This is a genomic window from Rossellomorea marisflavi (assembly GCF_001274775.1).
Classification (GTDB): domain Bacteria; phylum Bacillota; class Bacilli; order Bacillales; family Bacillaceae_B; genus Rossellomorea; species Rossellomorea marisflavi.
Genome location: NZ_LGUE01000001.1, coordinates 1,059,148 through 1,085,035, shown reverse-complemented (window position 1 = coordinate 1,085,035; position 25,888 = coordinate 1,059,148). Strand labels below are relative to the sequence as shown.

The window sequence follows — 25,888 nt, the reverse complement described above, 5'->3', positions numbered from 1 at the left end:
TCAATCATGGTACCGTATGTATAGAATGAATAAAGCGGTTTGGAGTGAACGAGATGAAGACAGTGGCAGTTGTGGGTGGAGGTATCACCGGCCTTACGACACTATACTACCTTCAGGAATACTTGAAAGGTGAGGACGTAAGACTGATATTGATTGAAGGAGAAAATATGCTTGGAGGTAAAATCCAGTCGATCTCTTCGGATCCCTTCATCATGGAAGTCGGTGCCGATTCAATTGTGTCAAGACACCCGGGGGTCCTCGAGCTTGTCGGGGAATTAGGGCTCATGGATGAACTTGTATATAACGAAACGGGTACATCGTTCATCTACACGCAGGACACACTACATAAAATTCCAACAGATTCAGTGTTTGGAATTCCCATGACGAGAACTTCCCTGATGGAGAGTACGCTGATTTCCGACGAAGGAAAAAGGGCTGCACTACTGGATTACGAAACGGAGAATGACACGTTCACAAAGGAAGATTCCATCGGGGATTTCCTGGAGTTTTTCTTAGGAAAAGAGCTCGTACAAAACCAGATTGCACCTGTTCTATCAGGGGTATATTCAGGGGACTTGCATACACTGAGCATGTCTTCCACACTGCCATACTTATTAGATTATAAGAATGCTTATGGCAGTATCATGAAGGGGCTATGGATCAACCGTGAAAAACATCAGGGGAAATCCAACAAGAAATTTGTTTCGTTTAAAACCGGATTATCAGCCATCATCAATCGGCTGGATGAATGCACGCCGAACGCAGAAAAATACAAGGGGATCGGCCTCGAGAGCCTGAAAAAATCGGGTCGTATGTATTCATTGGAACTCACCAATGGTGAAACCATATCCGCGGATGCAACCGTCCTTGCCATTCCACACAATCGTGCAAGGGGAGTTCTCAACCACCCGGAACTGAATGAAGGCTTTTCCCTTCTTAAAACGAAATCGTTAAAAAGCATTTACCTTGGATTCGACCTTCCTGATACCGTATTGCCTGCAGATGGTACAGGGTTCATCGTCGCAAAAGAACAAGGTGGAGTGAAAAGCGACGCCTGCACGTGGACAAGCAGAAAATGGAAACACACGTCTGTGAATAGTCAGCTCCTCGTCAGGCTTTTCTATAAGGATTCCAATCCCCACTGGGCAGAAATTAAACATCTCACCCAGGAAGAGTTGCTTCACACAGCTCTTAGGGATATAGAAGCGACGATGGGACTCAAAGGGGTACAGCCCATTCAAAAAGAAGTAACAGACTGGTCCGGCCTGATGCCCAATTACAACCTGGAACATGCACAATCAGTAAGACAATTGGAATCAAGCCTTGCTGTTGAATTTCCCGGGGTCATGTTAGCGGGTGCTTCCTATTACGGTGTGGGCATTGGTGCCTGCATTCAAAATGGAAAGAAGACAGCAGAGCAGCTGTCTTCACGACTTCTTTGAGCGGTGCGAGGTCATGCTCCTGAACAACAGGGAGGCCAGGCCGATCACCATTAGTAGCACCATGCTCAGATAGAATCCGTATCTGCTCTCCTTCAATGTGAACGTTCCGCTGATGGCCAACACCAAGATTCCCAGTGCAACGAGGCTCACTCCGTTCCTCATGACGTCCCTGTCAAGAAGTTTGAAGGAAGAAAGCAGAATGAATGCCCAATTACAAAGCAACAGGATACCGGCGGCCGTGATGAATGCTTCAAAAATGATTCCCGGCAATAGTTGAGAAGCGATGATGGCACACGCCATGCCGGCAATGGATAGTAAAAGCGATGGAAGAGGGATATCCCTTTTCCATCTTTTTTTGAAGATTGCAGGGGCTTCTCCTTCATCCGCCATAGACCGTAGGAGTCGGGTGACGCTGAATAACGCTGCAGCCAATGCTGAAAAACCGGCAAACAGAATCACGCCGTTAAAACATGATGCGACAATCGGAATATTCCCCCGATTCAGGACAGATATGAAGGGGCTTTCCTCACTGGAAAAGTGGGTGGGCGCCTGCAGATTCATTGTGATCCAAAGTGCCAATACATACAATGAGCCAAGGCACATGATCAGTACCCTTCCACTTTTAAGTATATCTTTAGTATTGGAGAGCCTAGAAGCCATCAGACCGATGACTTCGATGCCGGCAAAGGAGTAGAAGGCAAAGATCAGAGAAGTTCTCATCCGATTGAATCCTTCATCAAAATGCACTGAACTATTCAAATGGAAGTGGTTTCCGGTCCCTGATAACAACGCTGCACCGATGAATAGGAAGATCACAAGCGCTGAGAGCTTGATGATGGAAAAAAAGTCTTCCGCTATATCAAATCCCCTTGCTCCGAGTAATACGACTGAAATGGATAGCACAGCAAAGATAAGGGTGAAAACCCATAGCGGAATGGAAGGGAACCAGTACCTGGACAAAATCCCAAGGGCGGTCAACTGCCCTCCCATGATCAAAATCGTAGAAATCCAATAAATCCAGCCGCACAGGAAGGCAGCCCAACTTCCATATGCTTTTCCAGCGTAGGTACAGAAAGATCCTTCACAAGGATCGGCCATGGTCATCGTGGCAAGTCGCTTGTACACAATCCATGTTGCAAATGCTGCGATTAGGAAAGCAGGGATGATGAAGCCCCCCGACGATTTAAGGGCTATGCCTGTACCCAGGAAATACCCGGTCCCTACCGTACCCCCAGCACCGATCAAGGATAGGTGCCACCACGAAAGTGCAGGTTCTGCTGAAGAATGCTTCATGATGAACCTTCAGCCGGCTGCGGTTTCTTCTTTTCATTTGTGTGGATCCAAAACATAACCAAAGCAATGATGATCACGGCAAAAAGTCCCGCCCCGATGAAACTCACATTCAATCCATTTTTCATAACCAGCGAAACCAGGGGGGGACCAGCTGCCACCCCAATAAAACGGGAAGAACTGTAGAGGGAAGAAATAGTCCCACGTTCCTCTTTTTCAATGTTTTCTGTGATCAACGCATCCAAGGTCGGCAGTAGGGCCCCAATGGCAATTCCGATAAAACCTGTAAGGCAGAGAAGGAAGACCAATTGATCCCTGAGAAACCCGACAAATGGTACGCAAAGAGTCAAAATGGCAAGACAACCCAAGATAATGCCCTTCATGATTTTTACATTTCCTTTGATGTTTTTTCCTGAAATGTAAGAAGCGATGCAAAGAGCGAGCAAAGGGATTGCCAGAACAAAGCCCTTCTTCACACCGTACAAGTGGTGAATCTTTTCGAATGAATCACTTAAGTAAAAAAGAATGCCGAATAGGACCAGCATCACATACGCCCCGATGGTAAATACGGTGAAAATCCATTTGCCATGCTCTTTGAAGATTCCTTTCGTTTTCTGGATGAACTCCTTAAGTTCCATGGGAGTATCCTTCTTCTTGGGTACTTTAATGAAAAAAATGACAAGGAGGATGGAAATGAGACTGAAAAAAGAGATGGAGAAAAACGGCAGGAACCACAAGAAAGCCGCGAAAGCCGCTCCTAATATTGGACTCAACACCTTGCCAAAAGTATTGGACGTTTCAATAATGCCAAGGCAAGAGCTTGTTTTCTCATCATCATCTTTGTACAGGTCACCCACCAGTGGAAGAATGATGGGGGCTGCTCCTGCAGCTCCGATTCCCTGCAGGACCCTTCCGATAATGATCCAAAGGAAAGGATCACTCATTTTCCAAGATGCGTAACCTGCAATCAGACCTCCGATCAAAGAGAACACAAGACTGGGGAGGATGACCATTTTCCGTCCGAATCGATCCGATAAATAGCCGGCAATGGGAATCAGGAAGATTGAAGCGATTGAGTAACTCGTGATGATCATGCTGGTTTGGAAGGATGAGATGCCAACCTTCTTTTCAAAAATCGGAAGCACTGGTATCAACATGGAGTTCCCGAGCGTCATGACGAGCGGGATGGAGGCCATACTGACGACACACCAGTTACTCACTTTTGATTGATCGTTCATTTTGACACCTCATAGTCATTATGGTTTATCACAAATACTGTTCCTTCTTACAAGTATGCGGCACGGCTTCACGAGCAATCCGTCGAAAATTATTCCAAGTGGCATCTTGATCGATTTGTAGAAGCCATCGTCTTCCTTTTCGTCTAAAGGAGCACAAAAAAAAGAGGCTGCAGCCGGGCAGCCTCTTCAATCGTTCTTATAGCTTTCCTGTAAGGAATTGTGCTTCCCCTTTACCGAAACTCCAATCGGCATCACGATTCGTCACGATCGAGACCATTAGATCGTCTGGAGAGATGCCGCAATCCTTCTCAAGCTTTTCAGCCAACAATTGATACAATTTCTTTTTCTGTTGATCGGTCCGTTGTTTACTCGTGATGGTGATGACGACCACATCATCACTTCTGTTGAAACCGAGTCCCGTATCTTCAATGATCATCTCATGCTTCGGATGTTGGTGGACAATCTGATAGCGGTCCCTTTCTGGAACACCAAAAGCCTCAAGGACTGCTTGATGGGCACTATCCAAGATTTTTTTTACTTTCGAAGGGTCTCTTCCCTCGATTATATCGAATGTAAGCAATGGCATACAATCGCCTCCTATTCTTGATGATAACGATAAGATACCACTCCAGAGCAACGTTAAACATGGAAATGAATGACGACACGAATTACTTGAAAATAACCGGTCATTCCATACATAATGGAAATAAATCCATTTATATTTAGAATTGTTGAGAGGAAGATGTTTGTGACCTGTCACATTTTGGTTGCCACAATCAGGAATATCGACGCCGAATCTGCCAGATGGGAAGAAGAGTTCGGGGTCGGTTTGACATCCGCGGAACAATATAGGGAGGATGTACCTGTCACCTTGCCGTATCTCTATGAGGCATATGATGATGATCTTCCTTTGTTGATGTTGTTGAATGAGCTCATGACAATAGGTGATGTAGTCGAGCTGTATGAATATTGTGAAGGGAAAAAGGGAGGAGTGGCCATGAATAGAAAAGAGGAAGCCGTAACGGTGAATCTTCATCAAAAGACCTACCAGGATCAGCATGGGACCTATAAGCTGAATCAAAAAAAATGGCTGAATGACCTGGCCACCAAAAGGTATTTGACAGACCGTAGTGTGACCACCTTTCTTAAATACTGAAAGGATGAATAAGGAAAAATTGATTGACTTTTAGAAGACGAGGGTGTATTCTTTTGGAAATATTTAAATTCCATGACGGGAAGAGTACAGAAGGAAACCTTCTTAAGAGAGCCGCTGTGTGGTGAGAAGCGGTGGAGAACCTTCCGGAAAATCACCCCCGAGAAGTCCTGCTGAAGGAAGTATAGGCAGGATCGGTGCACAGCCGTTACTGTGTTGACCGAGTGCCGTACAGATGTACGGAAGATGGGTGGTACCGCGGAATAACATCCGTCCCTTTTTATAAGGGGCGGATTTTTTTTGTTTCATTATCCAGGAGGAAGAGGGTAAAAGATGAAAACAGTCGATGTAAAAGAAAAAGCGCATAAGCGTGAAGAGCGGATCCAGAACTATTGGAAGGAAGCAAATACGTTTGAGAAGTCAATTTCGGAGCGGGAAGGAAAAGAAACATTTGTTTTTTATGAGGGACCACCGACAGCCAACGGCCTGCCCCATGCCGGTCATGTTCTGGGACGGGTCATCAAAGATTTTGTTGCAAGATACAAAACGATGCAAGGGTTCCAGGTGCACCGCAAGGCAGGGTGGGATACCCATGGATTACCGGTTGAGCTGGAAGTGGAAAAGCAGCTCGGCATCTCAGGTAAACAGCAGATCGAAGACTATGGCGTGGAAAAGTTCATCAATGAATGCAAGAACAGCGTCTTTCACTATGAGAAGCAATGGAGGGAATTCACTGAGGCCATAGGGTATTGGGTAGATATGGATGATCCGTATGTAACCTTGGAGAACGACTATATCGAGAGTGTGTGGCATATCCTCAGCGACCTTCACAAACGGGATCTCCTTTATAAAGGTCATCGGGTCACGCCGTATTGCCCGAGCTGTCAGACTACACTCAGTTCCCATGAAGTTGCTCAAGGCTATAAAGATGTCAAGGATCTCTCTGCTACCGCAAAATTCCGCATCGAGGGAAGCGATAATGAATTCATCCTCGGCTGGACGACCACGCCTTGGACGCTGCCGGCCAATATTGCCCTCGCTGTTAATCCGGAGCTAACATACGTAAAAGTAAAAAGTGACGGCGATACGTACATCGTTGCCGAAAGCCTGAAAGACAAGCATTTTTCTGAAGAAGCACCCATCGTATCCAGTTTCAAGGGCAGTGAATTGGAGGGAACTGCCTATGTCCCGCCTTTTCCATTTGTGAGTCCTGAAAAAGGACATATTGTGGTTTCTGGGGATTTTGTCACTGCCGATAGTGGTACAGGTATCGTGCATATCGCTCCTGCTTACGGAGAAGATGATTACCAACTGGTGAAAGATCATGGACTTTCATTTGTGAATGTCGTAGATGGTCAGGGAAAGTATACGGATGCCGTCCCTCCATTCCAAGGGCGGTTTGTCAAAGACTGCGACGTGGATATCGTGAAGTATCTTGCAGCTGAAGGGCTCCTGTTCCATAAAGAGAAATATGAGCACAGCTATCCCCATTGCTGGCGCTGTGATTCACCGCTTCTTTACTACGCAATTGAGAGCTGGTTCATCCGCACGACGGCGTTGAAGGATCAGTTCATCCAAAATAATGAACAAGTTGAATGGTACCCTGAGCATATCAAGGAAGGCCGTTTCGGTCATTTCCTTGAAAATATGGTGGATTGGAATATCGGCAGGAATCGCTATTGGGGCACACCACTTCCTGTCTGGATCTGTGAATCTTGCAGTCATCAATACGCACCGTCAAGCATCGAAGACTTGCGTAATCGCTCTGTGGAAGAGATCGATTCCGTTGAGTTGCATAAACCATTTGTCGATCACATCCATCTCACCTGTGATCAATGTGAAGGCTCCATGACGCGTGTACCGGAAGTGATTGATGTTTGGTTCGACAGTGGAAGCATGCCTTATGCACAACAGCACTATCCATTCGAGCATAAGGAACGATTTGAAAAGCAATTCCCTGCAGACTTTATCTGTGAAGGGATAGACCAGACCAGGGGCTGGTTCTACAGCTTATTGGCTGTTTCCACCTTGTTCACAGGGAAGGCTCCTTATAAGCGGGTACTTGCTACAGGCCATATATTAGACGGCGAGGGGAGGAAGATGTCGAAGAGTAAAGGGAACGCATTGAATCCGATGGATCTTGTCACTACGTTCGGGGCCGATGCTCTCAGATGGTCTCTCCTTGCCGATAGTGCACCTTGGAATAATAAACGGTTCTCTGAAAGAGTAGTCCTCGAAGCGAAATCGAAGGTTGTAGACACTCTGGTTAATGTTCATTCGTTCTACACCATGTATGCAAAAATCGATTCATTCACCTATTCAGATCTAGGCCAAGGACAAAGGACTCTGCTGGACAGGTGGATCCTTTCTAGATTGGACAGTGTATCAAAAACGATGAGTGAAGCGTTGGATCGCTATGACTTTACCAAGGGAGCACAGGCTCTTGAAGTATTCATCGGGGAAATCAGTAATTGGTATATCCGCCGCTCTCGGGATCGTTTCTGGGAGGGAGGCGTGTCAGATTCAAAACTTGCTGCATTCTCCACACTCCATCATGTGCTGGTGGAAACGAGTAAACTGGCTGCACCTTACATCCCATTCCTTGCAGAGGATATCCACCTTAACCTTACGGGCAAAAGCGTCCATCTTGCCGAATATCCGAAAGGAGGAACAGGTTACAGCGATCCATCGATCGAAAGGGAAATGGCTGCCGTCCTTCAAGTGGTTGAACTCGCTAGGAGCGTCAGAAATGCAAAATCGATCAAAACGAAGCAACCTCTATCGGAAATGACCGTCATTGCTACTGAACAACAAAATGGTGAAGCGTTAAAAAAACATCAAAGGATCATTCAAGAAGAGATCAACGTCAAACGGGTCCTTATACAGGAAACATCGAATGATCTTGTATCGTATGAAGTCAAGCTTAATTTCAAAAAAGCCGGTCCCGTATTAGGAAAAAAACTCGGCGCAGTCAAGAAATATTTAGATCAATTAAGTCAAAGTGAAGCAGAACAAATTGTCCAAGCGGAAACGTTACATCTGGATATCGAAGGCGAGCAATTGATTGTCCCATTTGAGCTTCTTCTTGTGGAGAGGGTGGCAGATGAAGGGCTTTCCATGGGCGCAAATGCTTCTTATCAGGTTATCCTCAATACGGAAATCACAGAGGAATTGAAGCTTGAAGGTCTGGCTCGTGAAGTCATAAGGGCCATCCAGACCGAGCGGAAAGAGCGCAATCTTCCAATAGACGCCAGGATTTCCCTTCGGTTGGACGGAGACCCGGAAATACGGAAGGCGATTGAAAACAATGAATCACTGATACGTGAAGGTGTCTTGGTGAGGGAGATGAAAGTAGAAGCATTATCCGGTGGAAAGGAAGTAACGTTGAATGACCGGAGATTGATCATCGACATCGGTTAATAAGAAGAACCCCGTTCAAGAAACGGGGTTCTTCTTTGTGATGAACAGCCCCATTTGATCGAGGGCATAATGGATGCCTTGCTGAAGGACAGAAAAACATGGGATCCGCTTGATGTCATGTCCGCTTTGGGCGATTTGAATACTGAATTCAGCCGAGATTCCTACCAGTAGGCAGCGGGTCCCGAGAAGGGAGGTGGCTGCGACAAATTTTTGAATGAAATTCAAAGTGAATTCATCCACCCCGATTAAGCTTGTAGCGTCGATGATGAGGTAATCCGCCTTATATCCCGGGAGATTAAGGAGGGTGCGGTTAAGGAGCTCTTCACCCCTCGTTTCATCATAGCGACCAACCAAGGGCACTACCAGGATGGAATCGAGGACGGGTATGATCGGAGAAGAAATCTCCTTGATGATACTTGAAAGAGTATGTGTTCTCTCGGCTGCTGCAAGCTCCATCTTTTGCTGCATTTCATTTGTTTGTTCTTCGATTAATGCGCTGACATTCAATGAAGGTGTGATGTCAGAGTGATTGAATTCATACTCACTATATGGGTCGCCTTCAAGTTGGCTCCTGTTCACCTTGTACCACATTTTCTCCCCGAATAAGCCCGTCAGGACCCCGGCCCAGTGACCTGGAAGAAATGTGCCTTCTTGATTTTTCCCTTGCTCCTTATTGACCTGATATTCCCAGCTGTTCCGGACGCGAATCACTGCATGAAGCTCTTCTTTTGAATAGGATACGATCTCTGTATCACCCCAGCCTGCTGTCACATAAGTGGTTGGAAGCTTGCCGAGGATGTCATCTACTTTCCCGAGGGAGCGCCTGTAAAAATCACTTACGATGGTTCCGGTCCTGTATCCCGAAGTTTCCAGTACAAGTCTTGACTCTTTATGACCTGCTATCTCTTCGATCGTATCAAAAAGGGTTTTGAATGCCGTATCCACCCAGAACATTACGACCCGTTCATTTTCGAAATGAACTTCCCCGTTTACAAGGTCCCAGTCGAATAAAGAGCCGCTTATATCGATTGCATGTTTCATGATTGACGCCTCCAACAAGATGATTTCTTTTCATATGTATAGAAGGGAGTGCAAAAATCTGCAAACCTAAATATTATTACCCTCCTTTTAATGTGAGTAAACATCATACCGATGATTTTTTAAGGATTTATCAATAGGTCCAGGGGGTATAGTATGAGAAATGACAGTCAGGGGGAGAAAGCATGAAAGAGGCGATGATCATTATCAATCCTTCTTCGGGCAAAGAAGAAGCGGTGGACTACAAGAAAAAAGCTATACATAATCTGGAAGGCTATGAGGTCTTCGTGCGTGAAACGAAGGGAGAAGGGGATGCCACATTGTTTGCGGAGGAAGCTTGCGAGAGAGGCTTTGACCTGATCATATGTATGGGTGGGGACGGAACCGTAAACGAAGTGATCAATGGCATGGCAGAGAAACCCCACCGCCCAGAGGTTGCCCTGGTGCCACTTGGAACGGTGAACGATTTTGCGAGGGCGATATCACTGCCGCTCGAGCCTGAGGAGGCCCTCGAGGTATTGAAATCAACCAATACCCGGGAAGCCGACATCGGGAAGGTGAATGACCGCTATTTCATCAACATCATCGCCGTGGGTGCATTGGCTGAAGCTTCATTCTCTGCGACTGCAGAGCAGAAATCAAAGCTAGGTCCTCTCGCGTATGTTGTGGAGGGTATGAAAAAAATGAAAGAGAAACAGCCGTTTCCGTTAGAACTGTCAGGCGAGCAGAACTGGAGTGGGGATTCCTTATTGACCCTCATCGCCATGACGAATTCCATCGGGGGATTCGAATCCATCGCCCCGGAAGCGGAAGTCGATGATGGATCACTTCATGTCTACATCATCGAAGATATGCCGATACCCAAGTTCCTCTTATTGCTTCCCAAAATATTGGCGGGTAAACTAACAGAAAGCCCTCAGGTTCATCACCTGGAAGCATCAGAGATCGAGGCGTCCTCATCATTCGATATGAAGGCGAATATTGATGGAGATGAAGGATGCACATTGCCGCTGACTGTAAAAAGTCTTCCCCGTCACGTGAAAATAAGAATTCCAGAAGGAGGATCAGCATGAATTTAACCTTGACAGAGCCTGCATTAAATAAGCTGACGGACATACCCCCTGGCCATTTGGTGCAGCTTGCCCTCGACCGGGGGAGCTGTGATATTGTGAATAATGTATACGAAATGAAAGTGATCCCGTCCAGAGAGCTTCAAGCCCATGAACGCGGCATTGAATATAAAGGTGTCACCTTCATTGTGGATGATGATTTTGAAGATGCCTACGATCATGAACTCACCATCGATTTTCAGAAAAATGCATTTGTATTCAAGAATAAGAATCAAACGTTCAACAATCGGGTAGGCCTCCGTTTTTTGTGAATGAGATGGCTTTCTATCCCGTTATATGATACTATTAGCCCTTACAGTATAAAAAGGACGTGACGTTCAATGATCAATATTACCATTCCAAAAGCGGATGTATCCATTACAGAACGCAAACAGAACGAAAATGAAGAAATCAAAATCCAACCGATCGAAGGTTTTATCGACCTTCATGAAATTCCACGTGATAAAGGAGGAATCATCCTTTTTTATGATAACAAGGACGAACTTCTGTTTGTTGGAAAAGCCAGAAAGCTGAGACAGCGTGTCAAAAAGCATCTGGAAGATAAAGTTTCACCCCTTCGTGAGCACAGGAAGGAAGTTCATCGCATCGATGTCTTGTTTGTAGAGGATGCCATGGAGCGTGAAATCTACGAAACATATATCATCAATGCGCTTAGAGCAAGATACAATGTGGAAAAAGCATTCTTTTAATGCGTGATCGGAAGCTCCTCTAAATGGGGGCTTCTTTTTTATATCGGGTGATGTGTGTGCCATTTCAGGAGATCCTCCTCTGGAATATGGGTATGGAGGGTTCCATTTCCGTCTTCTACATGATAGGTAACCTTTGTGACGTTGTCATGCCAGGTTAGTGCTATTCCTTTAATGAGAGCTGTCCTAAGCATTCCGGCCATATGGAGATGTACTCTATCATGCAGATCAAATCGGGTTTGATAGAAACGGGGCACCCCATTTGATTCACTGGAAGTTACATTAATATGCAGCCGGCCATTGTTTAGAATCATGTATAATAGTTGGTCTCCCACTTGAGACATCTCGTAACAATATCCCACCACGGTGCCTGTGTAGCCGCCTTCATAAAAAACGTCTCCGATTTCCATTGCCATGACGCTGCCTTTCATCCCTTTCCCTCCCCGTAAAATCAATTATCCCATCCTATGTATGGAAGCACGGAGGTAGAACGCGCCTTATAAATGTATCTACTGGAATTTATTGATCTATGATACATTTAGAAGACAGAAACGTTGAAAGGGAGCGGCCATGTACATATCACTCAGAATTCGACTATTACTGATCTTTACACTTGTCCTGACCATTCCTTTCCTTACCCTGTCCCTTCTGGTACCTGAGTGGTTCGGTACCATCATGGAAAAGAAAACGACCGAATCAACGGTAGAGATGATGGATCAATTTTCTCAATATTCCGATTCGCTGACGTCTCAGGTTGAAGACCTTGGTAAACAGGTTCTGGTGAATCCAGCTACACAGGAGTGGGTGCGATCAGAGGAGAACGGGCTGTCCGACTCAGATCTTCTCTACATGAAGAATCAGCTGAAAACAGAACTGTCCTCGATGATGGTGAATAATTCAAAATCAATGTCTGTATCTGTCTATTTAAATGATGGGACAGGTACTTCACAAACACTTCCTCCTTTGAGGGAGATTGTATGGTTCAAGGAATTCTATACCTATGATCAACGGTGGATGAGGTCACACCAGGAGTGGAGTGAAGAGAAAGTCAACAGCTACCTTCTACCCCTTTTCGATTTAAATACCATGGACCTCTCCGGTGTCATCAAAGTGAATTTCCCTACCGTCCAACTCGAAGATGCCCTTGAAAAAGTAAAGCTCGGTGAAGAGGGGCGTGTATCGTTGCTGGATTCTAAAGGAAGGGACGTGTTGGGCGGGCCTCCGGCTATTTCATCCGGCATCGTGAAAAAGAGCTTGAATGATATGAAACATCATACTTCCAGGACAGGTGTGGTGGACGTGAACCAAGGTGGAAATGAGCATTTGGTTTTTTATCAAAAAATGGGGGTTGGGGATTGGATTCTGATGAGTGAAATCAAAAAATCCGATCTCTACGCTCCTGTCCACACTCTTCAAAGAAATCTGCTATTGATCAGCGCCTGGATCTTTTTGCTGACCATATTGGTCTCTTTCATTCTGTCTTCTAATATCGTCAAGCCCCTGAGGAAATTGACTGATTCGATGAAGCTTGTTGAAAAAGGAAAATTCTCAGAGGCAGAAAAAGGTTTCCCCTCCATTCAGACGAGGAATGATGAAATCGGTTATGCCGTAAAAGCATTCAAGGATACGACCAAGACATTGGAGAAATTGATCAAAACAGAGTATCAGGAAAAGATCCGGAGGAAGGACGCTGAATATAAAGCACTGCTGCTGCAAATCAATCCGCATTTCTTAAACAATACACTTGAAGTAATCGGTGGTTTATCGGCACAAGGGGAAAATCGTAAAGTCATCGATGTGACCGTCCATTTGGGGCGGATGCTCTCTTATTCCCTTGATACAGAGAGGGATGTGGTCACAATAGGGGAAGAGTTGAACTATATGCGCCGCTACATGGAAGTATTAAAACTTCGCCATGAGGAAGCACTGAAAATTGAGATCGAAGAGGATCCGGCACTCGATAAAATAGCCATCATCAAGTTCATCCTGCAACCTCTTGTGGAGAATGCAGTTAAGTATAGCTTTGTACAAAATGATGTGGCTTCTATCGCCATCTTCACGCGGAAAATAGGAGATGAGGCCGTGCTGGTCGTTGAAGATAATGGGATTGGCATTCCAGACGCTGTCATCAAGGAACTTGCAAAGCTTGATCGGAATGAACATGCCGTTCTTGACAGCAGGGGTCAGAGCATAGGGCTGAAGAATGTACTTGGAAGATTGAAGCTATCCTACGGGAACCGTTTTTCCTATTCGATTGAAAGGAAGAATCCCGAGGGGACCCGGATCACCCTTAGAATCGGGATGGAGAAGGAGGAGGAAACATGAAAGTCTTGATCACGGATGATGAAGCGCAGGTTCGAAAGGGACTTCTATGGAAGCTCGATTGGGAAAAGGAAGGATTCACGGTTGTAGGGGAGGCGTCAAACGGAAAGGAGGCCCTTCGAATCCTGGAAGAAAAAAAACCAGATATCGTCCTGACGGATGTTAGGATGCCGATCATGGACGGCATTGAGCTGGTGAAAGAAATGTCCACCAGCCATCCGAAGGTCAAGACCATCATCCTCTCAGGGTACGCTGACTTTGAATATGTAAGGGCATCCATGCATGAGGGAGTGAAACGCTATTTGCTGAAGCCTGTGGATCCAGAGGAATTATCTTCAGCGCTGAAGGATATTAAAAACGAATTGGACAGTGAAAGGGCTGAAGAATACCAATCAGATCGAGCAAAAAAAATGATGGAAGATCAACTTGCCGAGATAAGAGAGCAATATCTCCTTCAACTTGTGAGGAATGAATGGGCAGGCTTTTCCATCAGTGAAGAGAAGTTGATGTACCTGGGTTTGGATACATTTTGCAGCGAAGAGGTGAGGTTTCTATCAATTGAGATCAGGGGAAGCATGTCCAGGTCCGACCTCAGGGCACTTTTCCTGCCTTTCCGGATGATCTGTCGGGAACTTGCCGGGGAGAGGGCCATTTCGTTTGTGGACGCAAGTTATCCTCACATGGTTCATTACATAAGCAGGATCAATGATGTGAATGGGCTGGCAACAGAAGTGCAACGGGCAGCAAAGAATTTCCTTGGACTCGAATCAGTGATAGGACTTGGGAAGCCTGTGAGGGGGACGATGGCCCTTAAATCCGGTTATGAAACTTCCATTCTGGCATGGGGGCAAAGCTCGATCAACATAGAGTCTCAAATGATCGATGATAACATGAGGGAGAATGACCCCGATTTTCCCGATGAGGCTGTAAAAGTGCTGAATGCTTATATTGAACAGGGAAATGAAAATCTCCTGCAATCGTTCATTACAAATCTGCTTGAAAGACAGTCCTCGATGATGGATTTTACACTCACAGCGAATAGGATCCTCCTGCATCTCACTATTCTTGCCGGGAAGTATGATCCCAAAAGGACAGAGGTGGGAGATGAGATCTGGAAATGCCAGAAAAGCATATGGGAGCTGACCTCTTATCAGGAAGTGACCCATCAGTTGATTGAGCTATCCCGGCGTATTATAAAAATGGCCAGCAAGCTCAAGGCGCCTGCAAATGGAGAAGAGGTCGTCTCACAAGTCAAAGCATATATGGACATCCATTATGCCACCGAGATGTCCCTTGCAACATTGGCAGGTCAATTCCATATCAATGCGGCCTATTTATCGGAACTCTTTAAGGCACAGGTTGGGCAGAATTTTACGGACTATCTGATTTCACTGCGCATGAAAAAAGCGAAGGAACTTCTTAGTGATACCGGTCTGAAAGTGATTGATATTGCCCATATATGTGGATTTTCAAGTTCAGGTTATTTCAGTACGGTGTTTAAAAAGAAATTCGGTGTGAAACCGATCGATTACAGAAAAGGATTGAGCACTGAAGGAGGAGGAGAGAAGTGAAATGGAAGCTTCCGATCCTGTTGGGACTCATCCTTGCCCTAGGGGCAGCGGGCTACTTTTCCATCGAACCGATTTTCAATGAGGGAGCAAAAGAAGTGGCAACCGCCCCCAAGCATACACCTGAAATCATCCTGAACTTCTGGAGGAATAAGGGTACGGCTCTTGAAAATCAGGCGTACGAAGAACTGGTCAAGACATTTAACGAAGAGCATCCCACCATTGAGGTGAAGATGACTCAGATCACTTATGAGGATTACGAACTGAAGCTTCGCACTGCCATCGCTGCAGGCAATCCACCTGATATCATGACAATTGATACCCCTACGCTTGCCTTGTATGCCAGTGCTGGTGCCCTATCATCAATCGATGATTATATGAGAAGGGAGGGGCAGATAGAAGATCTGGCGGAGCCCACTCTAAAAGGATTGAAGTATAAGGGGGATATTTATTTATCTCCCATCGCGGAGTCCAGCGTTGGTTTGTTTTACAATATCCGACTATTTGAAAAAGCAGGCGTTCCGCTTCCTTCGAAGGACCCGGATGATCCCATGACATGGGATGAGGTAGTCGAAGCGGCAAGTCGGATTTCAGCTCTATCAGATGAAATCATTGGAATCGATCCAGCTCAAGGATTTACCGAAGGAGAATCCCCCGCATACTACAAGATGCCGCTTATTTGGCAATTCGGCGGAGAAATCATGGATCCTCATAATCGCACAGCGGAAGGGTACCTGAATTCACCGGAAAGCCTGAAGGCACTCCAGTTCTTTCAGGATATGTACCAGAGTCAGGGGATAGCCCAAGTTGAGATGCCCCCGGATGCTTTTCAAAACGATCTATTGGGAATGATTGTACAAGGATCATGGATGACGGAAAGCTATGAACAGGATGATCCTCAGTTCAGGCTTGGAAAAGAATATGGCATAACTTCCTTACCAAAAGGAGTTCAGCGGGTTGTTCCAAATGGTGGATGGGCCCTCGGTCTCTCCTCGAAGGCAGCACATCCCGAAGAAGCTTGGGAATTTATCCGCTATGCCACGAGCTATGAGGGTTCTAGACGCTATATTGAGATTACCGGGGATGTGCCGGCAAGGTACTCCGTTACCCAAAGCTTTCCTGAATTGAAGGACTACCCTAAGAATATATTTGTCCATCAGGCCCAGGAGTACTCTAGGAACAGGCCCGTTACATCCGCCTATCCAGTCGTGAGTGAGGCCATACGTATCTTATATGAAGATATAGGAATCGCCAACAAAGATGTTGGTACCGCGGCCGATGAAGCCGTGAAGAAGATCGAAGATGGAATCAAGGATATGGGAGAATGATGGAAGAAAGATGATAGCTATAGAGGGAAGGGACCTGGATGGTCTCTTTTTTTATTTGTCCAGGGCTTTCGGTATGAGCTCATAAGGCAAAGGAGGCACCTTCAAGGCGAAGGAAGACTTGATGGTGCATTGGCTTCGCTTTTCTTTGTCCAGCTCCGGGTGCTTGAGGCTCGAGGTCATAAGTCAAAGTCACCCAAAAAGGCACAGAACGCCTTTCCGGGTGACTCGTCTTATGCTTGTCGGGTCAGCCCAACCCGCCTCCACTTTTCTTTACACCCGAAAATGTTGTAATGTATCAGCCGAAAATAGTGGACGTTTTTAGGTGGAGTATCCTTTAAAGTGAGATTTGTAGAGGGTGATATCGCTTACATTATAGAGAAAAAGGGGGAAACGATGTGCAGGAAATAGCTAAGGCAGGTACCGAACCTGCCGTGTCAGCAAAGCCGCAAAGCCGCTTGAAGGTCAAGTGGTCTTCCATTAAGAGAAACCATCTTCTTTATTGGTTATTGGCACCGGCCATTTTGTTAACCATTGTATTCAAGTACGTACCGATGTACGGTGCATCCATCGCTTTTAAGGACTTCAGCCCGATCCGTGGGATCATGGGGAGTGAATGGGTGGGGTTGAAGCATTTTACAAGCTTTCTTTCTTCCCCGAATTTCATGGAGATCCTTCTTAATACGATCAAACTGAGTTCGTTTGAACTGTTGATCGGCTTTCCGATTCCGATCATCCTTGCCTTGATGCTTAACCAGATCAGGAGGGCGGGTGTGAAGAAGAATATCCAGCTTGTTCTATATGCACCCCACTTCATTTCGGTGGTGGTCATTTCAGGGATGGTATTCCTTTTCCTTTCTCCAACGGGCCCGATCAACGCCATGCTTTCCTTCTTCACAGATAAGCCCGTCTCATTCATGTCAGACCCCGATGCGTTCCGTAGCATCTATATATGGTCAGGTGTATGGCAAGGTGCGGGATGGGCGTCGATTATCTATGTGGCTGCACTGGCCAATGTGGATCCGCAGCTCCATGATGCTGCAACAGTCGATGGAGCATCCCTTCTGCAGAGGATCTGGCATATCGATTTACCAACACTAAAACCGGTAATGGCCGTCCTGTTCATTCTGGCTGCAGGCGGGATCATGGCCATCGGATTTGAGAAAGCATACTTACTGCAGACGTCTATGAATATCCCTTCTTCAGAAATCATTTCAACCTATGTGTATAAGCGGGGACTACAGGCTGGGGATTATTCCTTTGCAACGGCTGTTGGATTATTCAACGCGCTGGTAAACGTCATCCTACTGGTCTTCGTCAACGGGGTGGTCAAGAAGTTGAATGAGGGAGAAGGACTTCTTTAGAAAGGGGAGCATTGAGATGAACAACTATTCAAAATCAGATCGATTCATTCTATTTACCAATAAGATCCTGTTATGCGGCATCGTCGTCGTGGTACTGTTTCCATTACTCTATGTGCTCCTGGCCTCCCTGTTGGAACCGAATGTGTTACTAAGTAAGGGATTGTCCTTGGATTCTTCTGATTGGACACTTGAGGGATATCGGAAGATTTTCGAAGATGGGTCCATTGTGAGGGGATTCATAAACTCCATGCTATATTCAGCGGGTTTTACCTTGGTGACAGTGACGGTCTGCATTCTCGCAGGCTATTCTCTATCATCAGATGAATTGGTCGGTAAGCGATTCATCATGATCTTCTTCTTGATTACGATGTTCTTCAATGGTGGACTGATTCCGACCTACCTTGTGATCAAGAACCTCGGCATGCTGAATACCGTTTGGGCGATCATCATCCCGAACGCCATCAATGTATGGTTCATCATTCTATCGAGAACCTATTTCAAATCAATACCCAATGAACTGAAGGAAGCGGCGAGGATCGACGGAGCTTCTGAATTCAAAATCTTCCTGAAAATTGTATTTCCGCTATCAAAACCGATCATTTTTGTCATTGCACTGTATGCGTTCATCGGCCAGTGGAATTCCTATTTCGATGCCATGATCTATCTTGAAGACAGGGACCTTTATCCACTACAGCTCGTCCTGCGCTCAATCCTTATACAAAATGAAGTACAGCCTGGAATGATCGGGGATCAGCAGGCGGCCGCAGAGCTACAGAGGATTTCAGAAATGATTAAATATTCATCCATTGTACTGGCGAGTCTACCACTCATCATCATGTATCCATTCTTCCAAAAGTACTTTGAAAAGGGTGTAATGGTCGGTTCACTCAAATAATCTCAAGGGGGAAAAGTAAAATGAAGAAATGGTCAAAAACAATGTCAGCTGCAGTGTTGACAGGGATCCTTGTTACTGCCGGGTGTAGCAACAACAGTAAGAGTGCATCTTCCGAAGATTACGAGCTTAAGGATGTCAAATTTCCTTTGAAAGAAGACGTCAGTCTGAAAATCATGACCTCCAGTTCACCACTTGCACCGAATGACCCAAATGAAAAACTGATCCTGAAGAGGCTGCAGAAGCAAACAGGCGTGGAAATCGATTGGACCAATTATACGGCAGGGGAAACCTTCGATGAGAAACGGAATCTTGCTGTCGCAAGCGGTGATTTGCCCGACGCCATCATGAACACAGGATACGGGGATTATGAAATCTTGAAGCTGGCAAAAGACGGAGCGATTGTCCCGGTGGAAGACCTGATTGAAAAGCATATGCCAAACTTGAGAAAGGTCCTTGAGGATGCCCCTGAGTATAAAGCAATGATGACGGCTCCGGATGGACATATCTATTCATTCCCATGGATAGAGGAGCTTGGTGCAGGAAAAGAAAGCATCCACTCTGTCGATGATTTTCCTTGGATCAATGTAGAGTGGCTGGATAAGTTGGGGCTCGATATGCCGACAAATACAGAAGAGCTGAAAGATGTTTTGAAAGCGTTTAAAACGCAGGATCCAAATGGGAATGGAAAAGCAGATGAAATTCCGATGTCGTTCATCATCAACCATGGAGGGGAAGATGTATCACATCTTTTCGGTGCATTCGGTCTAGGGGAGAACGGGGACCATACTGTGGTGACCGACGATGGTGAAATCAAAATGACGGCTTCTGAAGACGGCTATAAGGTGGCCATCCGCTATTTGAATGAACTTTACAAAGAAGGACTGATGGATGTAGAAGCATTTGAACAAGACTGGAATACCTATCTTTCAAAAGGAAAAGAAGGGCGTTATGGTATGTACTTCACCTGGGATAAGGCCAATATCACCGGGATGAACGATACGTATGACCTGCTGCCTCCACTAGAAGGGCCAGATGGGGAGAAAAACGTGACGAGAACAAATAATATGGGATTCGACCGGAATAAAATGGTCATCACATCGGCTAACAAAAATCTGGAGCTTACAGCAAAATGGATCGATCAGTTGTATGACCCTCTCCAGTCCGTACAGGATAATTGGGGAACGTATGGTGATGAAAAACAGCAGAATATTTTTGAATTCAATGAAGCCGATCAAGCATTGAAACACCTTCCTTTGGAAGGAACGGCCCCTGTTGAGCTCCGTGAGAAAACATCCATCGGTGGTCCTCTTGCCATATTGGATGAGTATTACGGACCTGTGACCACCAAACCGGATGATGCTGCATGGAGACTGGGGCTCATGAAGGATGTAATGGTCCCTCATATGAAGGCAGAAAATATCTACCCTAAAGTATTCTTCTCCTTGGAGGACCTCGATAAGTTATCCAAGATTGAAACAGATCTTTTTGCTTATATCAACCGTAAAAAAGCCGAATGGATTACAAACGGCAAGATTGATAAGGAGTGGGAAGCGTACCTGAAGGAATTGGACCGGCTTGGACTCCAAGAGTGGTTGGAAATCAAGCAGGCAGGGTATGATCGAAATCAGGAATAAGATAAAGGAGAATCATAAAGATGACAAATCAGACTGAAAAGGAAGTCTATACTGAAAAATTCCGTCCTCAATTCCACTTTTCACCTAGAGAAAAGTGGATGAATGATCCGAATGGAATGGTGTATTTCGAAGGAGAGTATCACTTGTTCTTTCAATATCATCCCGACGGAAACACATGGGGCTCGATGCACTGGGGGCATGCAGTCAGTAAGGACTTGGTCCATTGGGAGGAGCTTCCCATCGCCCTTTATCCTGACGAACTCGGGACGATCTTTTCCGGAAGTGCGGTGGTGGATTGGCACAATACCTCTGGCTTTTTCAAAGATGGTAAGCCGGGGCTTGTCGCGATCTATACCAATCACGATACCGACCCTATCTCGGGAGACGTCAGGCAGCGGCAAAGTGTCGCCTATAGTGTAGATAAAGGACGGAGTTGGTCAAAATATGAAGGGAACCCTGTTCTGGAAAATGCATCCGAACCAGATTACCGCGACCCGAAAGTGTTCTGGCATGGGGAATCAGGACAATGGGTGATGGTCCTGGCAACCGGTCAATCCATCACCATCTATCATTCTCCTGATCTGTTGCAGTGGACGTATGCAAGCACATTCGGTCATGAAGAAGGATCGCATGCAGGGGTGTGGGAATGCCCTGACCTGTTCCCTCTTGAATGTGATGGAAAAGAACGATGGGTCATGCTCGTAAGCATAGGAGATCATCCAGATACCATTGAAGGTTCTAGGACCCAGTACTTCATAGGGGATTTTGATGGGAAGACATTCATCAATGAAAATCCAGCCGATCTCATTTTATGGCTGGATCATGGCAGGGATAATTATGCAGGGGTGAGCTGGTCCGATCTGCAGGATGAGAGGAGGATCTATATCGGATGGATGAGCAATTGGCGTTATGCAAACGAAGTCCCAACGGATGGATGGAGGAGCGCCATGACGTTGCCAAGGGAGCTTGGTTTGAAGAAGGAGGATTCTGGATATCGACTCGTTCAGCATCCCGTGCGTGAACTGGATGTACTCTCAGGAGCCGGAAAAGAGAAGATGACGCCATATTCACTACATGAAGGGGAAACTTATCAAGAACGGATGCAGACAAATCTTGCTCATCTCCATTTTGAAACGGAGGCGGATACAAATTCGGTCTGGGCCCTGACAATTCGTCATGGAAGGGAAGAAGTGTCACTCTTCACTTGTCGGGTTGGTGAAGGGACCATCACCTTGGATAGGCGCCGTTCAGGGATCCATGCATTTTCAGCGTCGTTCCCGGCTGTTCAATCTGCTGAATATGCAGAAGGGGAACGGGGCGGTTTCCATCTTTATATTGATACTTCATCAATCGAAGTGTTCAGTACAGGCGGTGAACTGGCGATGACCAGTCTCATATTCCCGGAAGGTGAAAGTATAGATTTTGAATTTAAGACCTTGACGGGAAATGTTGTACTAAAAGAATGGAAGGTTTCTCAACTCCGGTCTATTTGGTCTTAAGAGAGTGTTTTTATTACCGTAAACAAATAAAAGACTGCAGGTGCTCCTCCTGCAGTCTTTTTGCAATCAAAATGCTAGCAATGCCATGAACCGGTCTTTTCCCACAGCCGAAAGGAGGAGGGGAAGCCTGGGGCCGTTTTTCTTTCCAAGGATGAGCATGTAGATGGTTTGGAACAGGGCTTTTTGTGCTGATTTCATCTTCTTTTTATCTTCCTGACGACAGATTTCATAAACAGAATGCATGGGGTCGGCTCCCGCAGCGATGGATGCTCGGAATAGGTGGACTTGCCTTTTGGTATCATCAGGGAGCGAAAGGAAGTAATCCATCTGCCTGTCGTCATTCACCTTGAATTCCTTCTCTGGATTCCATTTCTGGATCCAGTGCTTTACCCTTGCGCTGATCTCTTCAAGCTCTTCAGTTTGGACCGTCATTCCCTGATCGCTCAATATGGAGGCAAGCAGATCGGTACGGAAGGATATCAACGGGAGCAGGCCTGCGATTTGATTGAATGGGACCTTTGGACTCGTAATATCAGAGGCGACAAGGTCCATTACTTGCTCCATGACAGGATCATTCAGCGACCCATCCTGATAGGCGGAGAGAGCTCTCTCAAACTCGGAGTGGTTCTTGATCACATCATCATCCAACCCTATATGAAAAGCAGATTCCGGCCGGTGACGGGCGAACAGGAACAGAACGACTTCCGGGGGATATACATCTAATAGATCTTCAGCCTTTAAGACCGATCCTGAAGAACTGGACATTTTCTTGTGTGATCCCTTCTGGCTGATGAACTCGTATGAGGTATAGAGGGGAGCCCTGTAATCAAAGATTCTGTCGGCAATCACCTTCGAGACCGCAAAGCTGCCGTTTTCAGAGGAGTGATCCCTACCGCCAGGCTCAAACTTCACGCCTTCAACAGACCATCTCATGGCCCAATCCACTTTCCAATTCAATTTAAGAAAAACTGAATCAAGTGTTTCCGTTTCTTTCACTCCGCATCCGCATTGATACGTAAGAGTTAAAGTTTCCTCAGAGAATGACTCAATATGAACGTCATCCTTTCTGCACACTTTGCAATAAACCGTCGCAGGGTAAAAGGCATCGCGCTCATCCTCCGATGATCCATTCGTCTTGAACTCCATAAGAATGTCGTAGATTTCCTTCCGTTTTCTCAATGCACGTACAATCGAGGGAAGGTATCTCCCGGACGAATATTCCTTATGTTGATAAACAAACTCAGGGTGTATGTTGAACGTTTTGAGGGATGTTTCAAATTCGTTCTCGAAATGAGCCGCCCATGTTCCCTCTCCAAATGGATTAGGCACTTCAGAGTATGGCTTTCCTAAGTGTTCAGAAAAGGCAACATCAATGTTGGAGGGGATCTTCCTCAACCGATCATAATCATCCCAAGAGAAGATGAAACGGACGTTTTTCCCCATAGCCTTCAACGCTTGTGCCACAAAATGAGTTGTTACTACTTCCCTGAAATTCCCCATATGAACGGTGCCTGATGGGCTGATGCCGGAAGCGAGTGTATAGGTTTCAAGATCAGGATCAGTAAGGATGATCCTTTTGGCTATTTCATAAGCCCAGTGCATGATGAAATCCTCCTTTATCTAAGAACTGGTTTTCAACAAAAAAGCTCCCACCCCCAAGATCGAAATCTTGAGGGCGGAAGCTTACACATCCGCGGTACCACCTCAGTTTACCGTTACAGTCACCTGTACGGCCTTATCAGGTACGGCTTTATGCGATACCCTATCCTTTTAACGGTGGAATCCGCCACATCATCCTTGAGAACTCAATTCCTTGTGGAGCTCAGAGGTTTTTTTCAATAGGATTCTACAGCCCCCTTTTCAGCTACCGGAGGTCTCTTTACTGTTTTAACCCTAGCTACTCGTCTCATCATCGCTTTTTGATTGAATTGATGATAACAGAATATTCCTGATATGACAAGGTGCGTTGAAATTTTTTCACAGGAAGGTCCATGGTGTGACGATTTCATCCAATGATTAGCTGAATGCAAGTGGAATTTTCAGATTTTTTGTTGACGAAAGCGCTCTCAAATGCTATGGTTAAGGCAACAAAAATCACAAATAGAATTTTAAATCACATATGTGATTAAGAGGTGATAGATATGTCTGTTAAGTCGGCAAAGAGGGCGCTGGATATTATGGAGATCCTATCTCATTTCCCACGCGGTTTAACGATCAATGAGGTAAGTCTTAAACTTGGGCTCCCCCAGAGCAGCACATTTAATCTCATCAAGACCCTTACCCAAGAAGGATACCTGTATCAGGATGAGTTGAAAAAATATCGCCTGGGAGCAAAACTGATCAATCTGGGTACTGTAGCGATGGAAAGCCTGGACATCCATCAGATATCCCTCCCGTATCTGAATGTGCTGATGGAACGTATGAATGAAACCGTCTTCATGTCTGTCCTTTCAGGTAATGAGCTCGTATACATAGCAAAAATCCTGAGCAATCGCTCCATCCGGACGACTGCTGAACCTGGTCATGTCAAGCCCCTTTACTGTACAGGTTTGGGAAAAGCCTTTCTCGCTTTCATGCCGGAAGAGGAAAGGGAACGTTTATTGGACGGGATGACCCTGAAGCAGATCACACCTAGAACCGTGACAGATCGGAAGGAGCTTAGGTCCCAATTGGAAACATTCAGGGAACAGGGATACAGTATTGATGATGAGGAAAATGAAGAAGGACTCTATTGTGTGGCAGCGCCGATCTTCGACGCCAGAAGGGACGTGATCGCAGCCATCAGTGTGGCCGGCCCGAAAGAAAGGATGACCATTCGGGGTACTGAAGTAATCAGGGATTTACTTAGCACCTCACAAGCGATCTCACAGAAAACCGGATTCATTCAATAGGAAAGAAGGGATTGGAACAATGGATGTTGTCGCAATTGGCGAAACACTTTTATCATTGACACCTGCAGAAAATGGATTACTTCGACATGCTGAATCTTTGAAGCCGAAAGTGGCAGGTGCAGAAACGAACACGCTCATCGGACTGAGCCGTCTAGGGCATCGAACCGGATGGATCAGTGCGGTAGGAAACGATGAAATCGGCGAGAGGATCGTCGCTACGGTGCGAGGGGAAGGAATCGACACTGCCCATGTGAAAAAAGATGAGGAGCACAACACAGGAATCTTTTTCAAAGAAATCATCGGGGGCGGAGAGGTCAGGGTCCAATACTTCCGCGCAAGATCGGCAGCTTCCCATATGGAACCCGCAGACCTGCCTGCATCCTACATTCGATCTGCAAAATATCTTTATATTACCGGGATCACCCCGGCGCTGAGCGAAACGTGTAACCAGATGATCTTTGAAGCTATTAAACTAGCCAGGGAATCGGGAGTTCGCGTGGTATTCGACCCCAATCTCCGAAGGAAACTCTGGGGTGAAGAGGAAGCAAGGACCACTTTGACATCGTTATGCGAGCTCTCCGATATCGTCCTTATCGGCGGGACCGAAGGCAATTTCCTCTTCGGGACAACGGAAACGGATGAAATTGCCCACCGGTTATTCAAAAGCCCTCAGACCGGTCTCGTCGTTGTCAAGAAGGGAGCAAGGGGTGCCGCCTATGCCCTGCGTGGAAGAGAGGCATTTCAAGTGGAACCATATCCTGTAACAAACGTGGTCGATCCAGTTGGGGCCGGGGATGGCTTCGCAGCGGGATTCCTGTCAGGAATGTTACATGGGTTGAAGACAGAGGAGAGCGTCAGAATGGGATGCGCAGTAGGGGCCATGGTCACCATGGTCAGTGGCGACTATGAGGGTATGCCGGATGAGCGACGCTTGCATTCTTTTCTAAGCAGAGATCGGGAAGATATAGAACGATGAGAAGGAAGGCTGATGAA

General features: G+C 46.1%; 21 protein-coding genes and 2 other annotated features. Of the genes, 15 read left to right on the top strand and 6 right to left on the bottom strand.

Annotated elements, in window-relative coordinates; genetic code table 11:
- Positions 1-53 precede the first annotated feature (53 nt).
- Entirely contained in the window at positions 54-1,442 is a 1,389-nt protein-coding gene (gene hemG / locus AF331_RS05475; RefSeq protein ID WP_053427125.1) for a protoporphyrinogen oxidase, read from the top strand.
- Here hemG and AF331_RS05470 read toward each other — a convergent pair.
- The 3 genes from AF331_RS05470 to AF331_RS05460 form a co-directional block, all read right to left on the bottom strand.
- Complete coding sequence (locus tag AF331_RS05470) at positions 1,428-2,735, bottom strand: amino acid permease (protein ID WP_053427124.1); 1,308 nt, start codon at positions 2,733-2,735, stop codon at positions 1,428-1,430. The genes hemG and AF331_RS05470 overlap by 15 nt on opposite strands.
- Positions 2,732-3,970: an MFS transporter gene (locus tag AF331_RS05465; RefSeq protein ID WP_053427123.1), complete on the bottom strand. Its 1,239-nt coding sequence runs from the start codon at positions 3,968-3,970 to the stop codon at positions 2,732-2,734. Before AF331_RS05465 ends, AF331_RS05470 begins: the two co-directional genes overlap by 4 nt.
- A gap of 196 nt (positions 3,971-4,166) precedes the next feature.
- Positions 4,167-4,556 carry a tautomerase family protein gene (locus AF331_RS05460; protein ID WP_053427122.1) on the bottom strand — a complete coding sequence of 130 codons (390 nt, stop codon included), beginning with the start codon at positions 4,554-4,556 and terminating at the stop codon, positions 4,167-4,169.
- A 162-nt stretch (positions 4,557-4,718) separates the two neighbouring features.
- On the opposite strand from AF331_RS05460, the gene AF331_RS05455 reads away from it, so the two are divergent.
- Both AF331_RS05455 and ileS read left to right on the top strand, forming a co-directional pair.
- Positions 4,719-5,126, top strand: coding sequence for a hypothetical protein (locus AF331_RS05455; RefSeq protein WP_053427121.1), 408 nt, complete (start codon positions 4,719-4,721; stop codon positions 5,124-5,126).
- A gap of 63 nt (positions 5,127-5,189) precedes the next feature.
- Positions 5,190-5,404, top strand: a binding site (T-box leader).
- Positions 5,405-5,456: 52 nt separating this feature from the next.
- Positions 5,457-8,543, top strand: coding sequence for an isoleucine--tRNA ligase (gene ileS / locus AF331_RS05450; RefSeq protein WP_053427120.1), 3,087 nt, complete (start codon positions 5,457-5,459; stop codon positions 8,541-8,543).
- Between the two features lie 15 nt (positions 8,544-8,558).
- Here ileS and AF331_RS05445 read toward each other — a convergent pair whose 3' ends face one another.
- A complete protein-coding gene (locus AF331_RS05445) occupies positions 8,559-9,584 on the bottom strand; it encodes an STAS domain-containing protein (RefSeq protein ID WP_053427119.1) in 1,026 nt (341 codons plus the stop codon).
- A gap of 182 nt (positions 9,585-9,766) precedes the next feature.
- Here AF331_RS05445 and AF331_RS05440 point away from each other — a divergent pair, with 182 nt between their 5' ends.
- The 3 genes from AF331_RS05440 to AF331_RS05430 all read left to right on the top strand — a co-directional run bounded on the left by AF331_RS05440 (position 9,767) and on the right by AF331_RS05430 (position 11,400).
- Positions 9,767-10,654: a diacylglycerol/lipid kinase family protein gene (locus tag AF331_RS05440; RefSeq protein ID WP_053427118.1), complete on the top strand. Its 888-nt coding sequence runs from the start codon at positions 9,767-9,769 to the stop codon at positions 10,652-10,654.
- Entirely contained in the window at positions 10,651-10,962 is a 312-nt protein-coding gene (locus tag AF331_RS05435; RefSeq protein ID WP_053427117.1) for an iron-sulfur cluster biosynthesis family protein, read from the top strand. Before AF331_RS05440 ends, AF331_RS05435 begins: the two co-directional genes overlap by 4 nt.
- A 69-nt stretch (positions 10,963-11,031) precedes the next feature.
- The gene (locus AF331_RS05430) at positions 11,032-11,400 is read left to right on the top strand and encodes a nucleotide excision repair endonuclease (RefSeq protein ID WP_048003582.1); all 369 of its coding nucleotides are present in this window, start codon (positions 11,032-11,034) and stop codon (positions 11,398-11,400) included.
- A 38-nt stretch (positions 11,401-11,438) separates the two neighbouring features.
- Here AF331_RS05430 and AF331_RS05425 read toward each other — a convergent pair whose 3' ends face one another.
- Positions 11,439-11,828 carry a hypothetical protein gene (locus AF331_RS05425; RefSeq protein ID WP_053427116.1) on the bottom strand — a complete coding sequence of 130 codons (390 nt, stop codon included), beginning with the start codon at positions 11,826-11,828 and terminating at the stop codon, positions 11,439-11,441.
- A 139-nt stretch (positions 11,829-11,967) separates the two neighbouring features.
- Between AF331_RS05425 and AF331_RS05420 the strand changes: the two genes are divergently transcribed.
- The 7 genes from AF331_RS05420 to AF331_RS05390 all read left to right on the top strand — a co-directional run bounded on the left by AF331_RS05420 (position 11,968) and on the right by AF331_RS05390 (position 22,004).
- The gene (locus tag AF331_RS05420) at positions 11,968-13,722 is read left to right on the top strand and encodes a cache domain-containing sensor histidine kinase (RefSeq protein ID WP_053427115.1); all 1,755 of its coding nucleotides are present in this window, start codon (positions 11,968-11,970) and stop codon (positions 13,720-13,722) included.
- Positions 13,719-15,290 (top strand): response regulator transcription factor, encoded by a 1,572-nt coding sequence (locus AF331_RS05415; protein ID WP_053427114.1) that lies wholly within the window; start codon positions 13,719-13,721, stop codon positions 15,288-15,290. Before AF331_RS05420 ends, AF331_RS05415 begins: the two co-directional genes overlap by 4 nt.
- Positions 15,287-16,615: an ABC transporter substrate-binding protein gene (locus AF331_RS05410; protein WP_053427113.1), complete on the top strand. Its 1,329-nt coding sequence runs from the start codon at positions 15,287-15,289 to the stop codon at positions 16,613-16,615. The genes AF331_RS05415 and AF331_RS05410 overlap by 4 nt, the downstream gene beginning before the upstream one ends.
- A 395-nt stretch (positions 16,616-17,010) precedes the next feature.
- On the top strand, positions 17,011-17,976 hold the full coding sequence (locus tag AF331_RS05405; RefSeq protein WP_053427112.1) for an ABC transporter permease: 966 nt from the start codon (positions 17,011-17,013) through the stop codon (positions 17,974-17,976).
- Between the two features lie 16 nt (positions 17,977-17,992).
- Positions 17,993-18,871: a carbohydrate ABC transporter permease gene (locus AF331_RS05400; RefSeq protein ID WP_053427111.1), complete on the top strand. Its 879-nt coding sequence runs from the start codon at positions 17,993-17,995 to the stop codon at positions 18,869-18,871.
- Positions 18,872-18,891: 20 nt separating this feature from the next.
- On the top strand, positions 18,892-20,505 hold the full coding sequence (locus tag AF331_RS05395) for an ABC transporter substrate-binding protein (protein ID WP_152915542.1): 1,614 nt from the start codon (positions 18,892-18,894) through the stop codon (positions 20,503-20,505).
- A 20-nt stretch (positions 20,506-20,525) separates the two neighbouring features.
- Positions 20,526-22,004, top strand: a complete 1,479-nt coding sequence (locus tag AF331_RS05390) for a glycoside hydrolase family 32 protein (protein ID WP_053427109.1) — start codon at positions 20,526-20,528, stop codon at positions 22,002-22,004.
- Between the two features lie 66 nt (positions 22,005-22,070).
- Here AF331_RS05390 and lysS read toward each other — a convergent pair whose 3' ends face one another.
- Positions 22,071-23,606 carry a lysine--tRNA ligase gene (gene lysS / locus AF331_RS05385; RefSeq protein ID WP_053427108.1) on the bottom strand — a complete coding sequence of 512 codons (1,536 nt, stop codon included), beginning with the start codon at positions 23,604-23,606 and terminating at the stop codon, positions 22,071-22,073.
- A 66-nt stretch (positions 23,607-23,672) separates the two neighbouring features.
- Positions 23,673-23,926 (bottom strand) — a binding site (T-box leader).
- Between the two features lie 219 nt (positions 23,927-24,145).
- Here lysS and AF331_RS05380 point away from each other — a divergent pair.
- Both AF331_RS05380 and AF331_RS05375 read left to right on the top strand, forming a co-directional pair.
- Positions 24,146-24,895 (top strand): IclR family transcriptional regulator, encoded by a 750-nt coding sequence (locus tag AF331_RS05380; protein ID WP_053427107.1) that lies wholly within the window; start codon positions 24,146-24,148, stop codon positions 24,893-24,895.
- A 19-nt stretch (positions 24,896-24,914) separates the two neighbouring features.
- Positions 24,915-25,871, top strand: a complete 957-nt coding sequence (locus tag AF331_RS05375) for a sugar kinase (protein WP_053427106.1) — start codon at positions 24,915-24,917, stop codon at positions 25,869-25,871.
- The last annotated feature ends 17 nt before the right edge of the window (positions 25,872-25,888 follow it).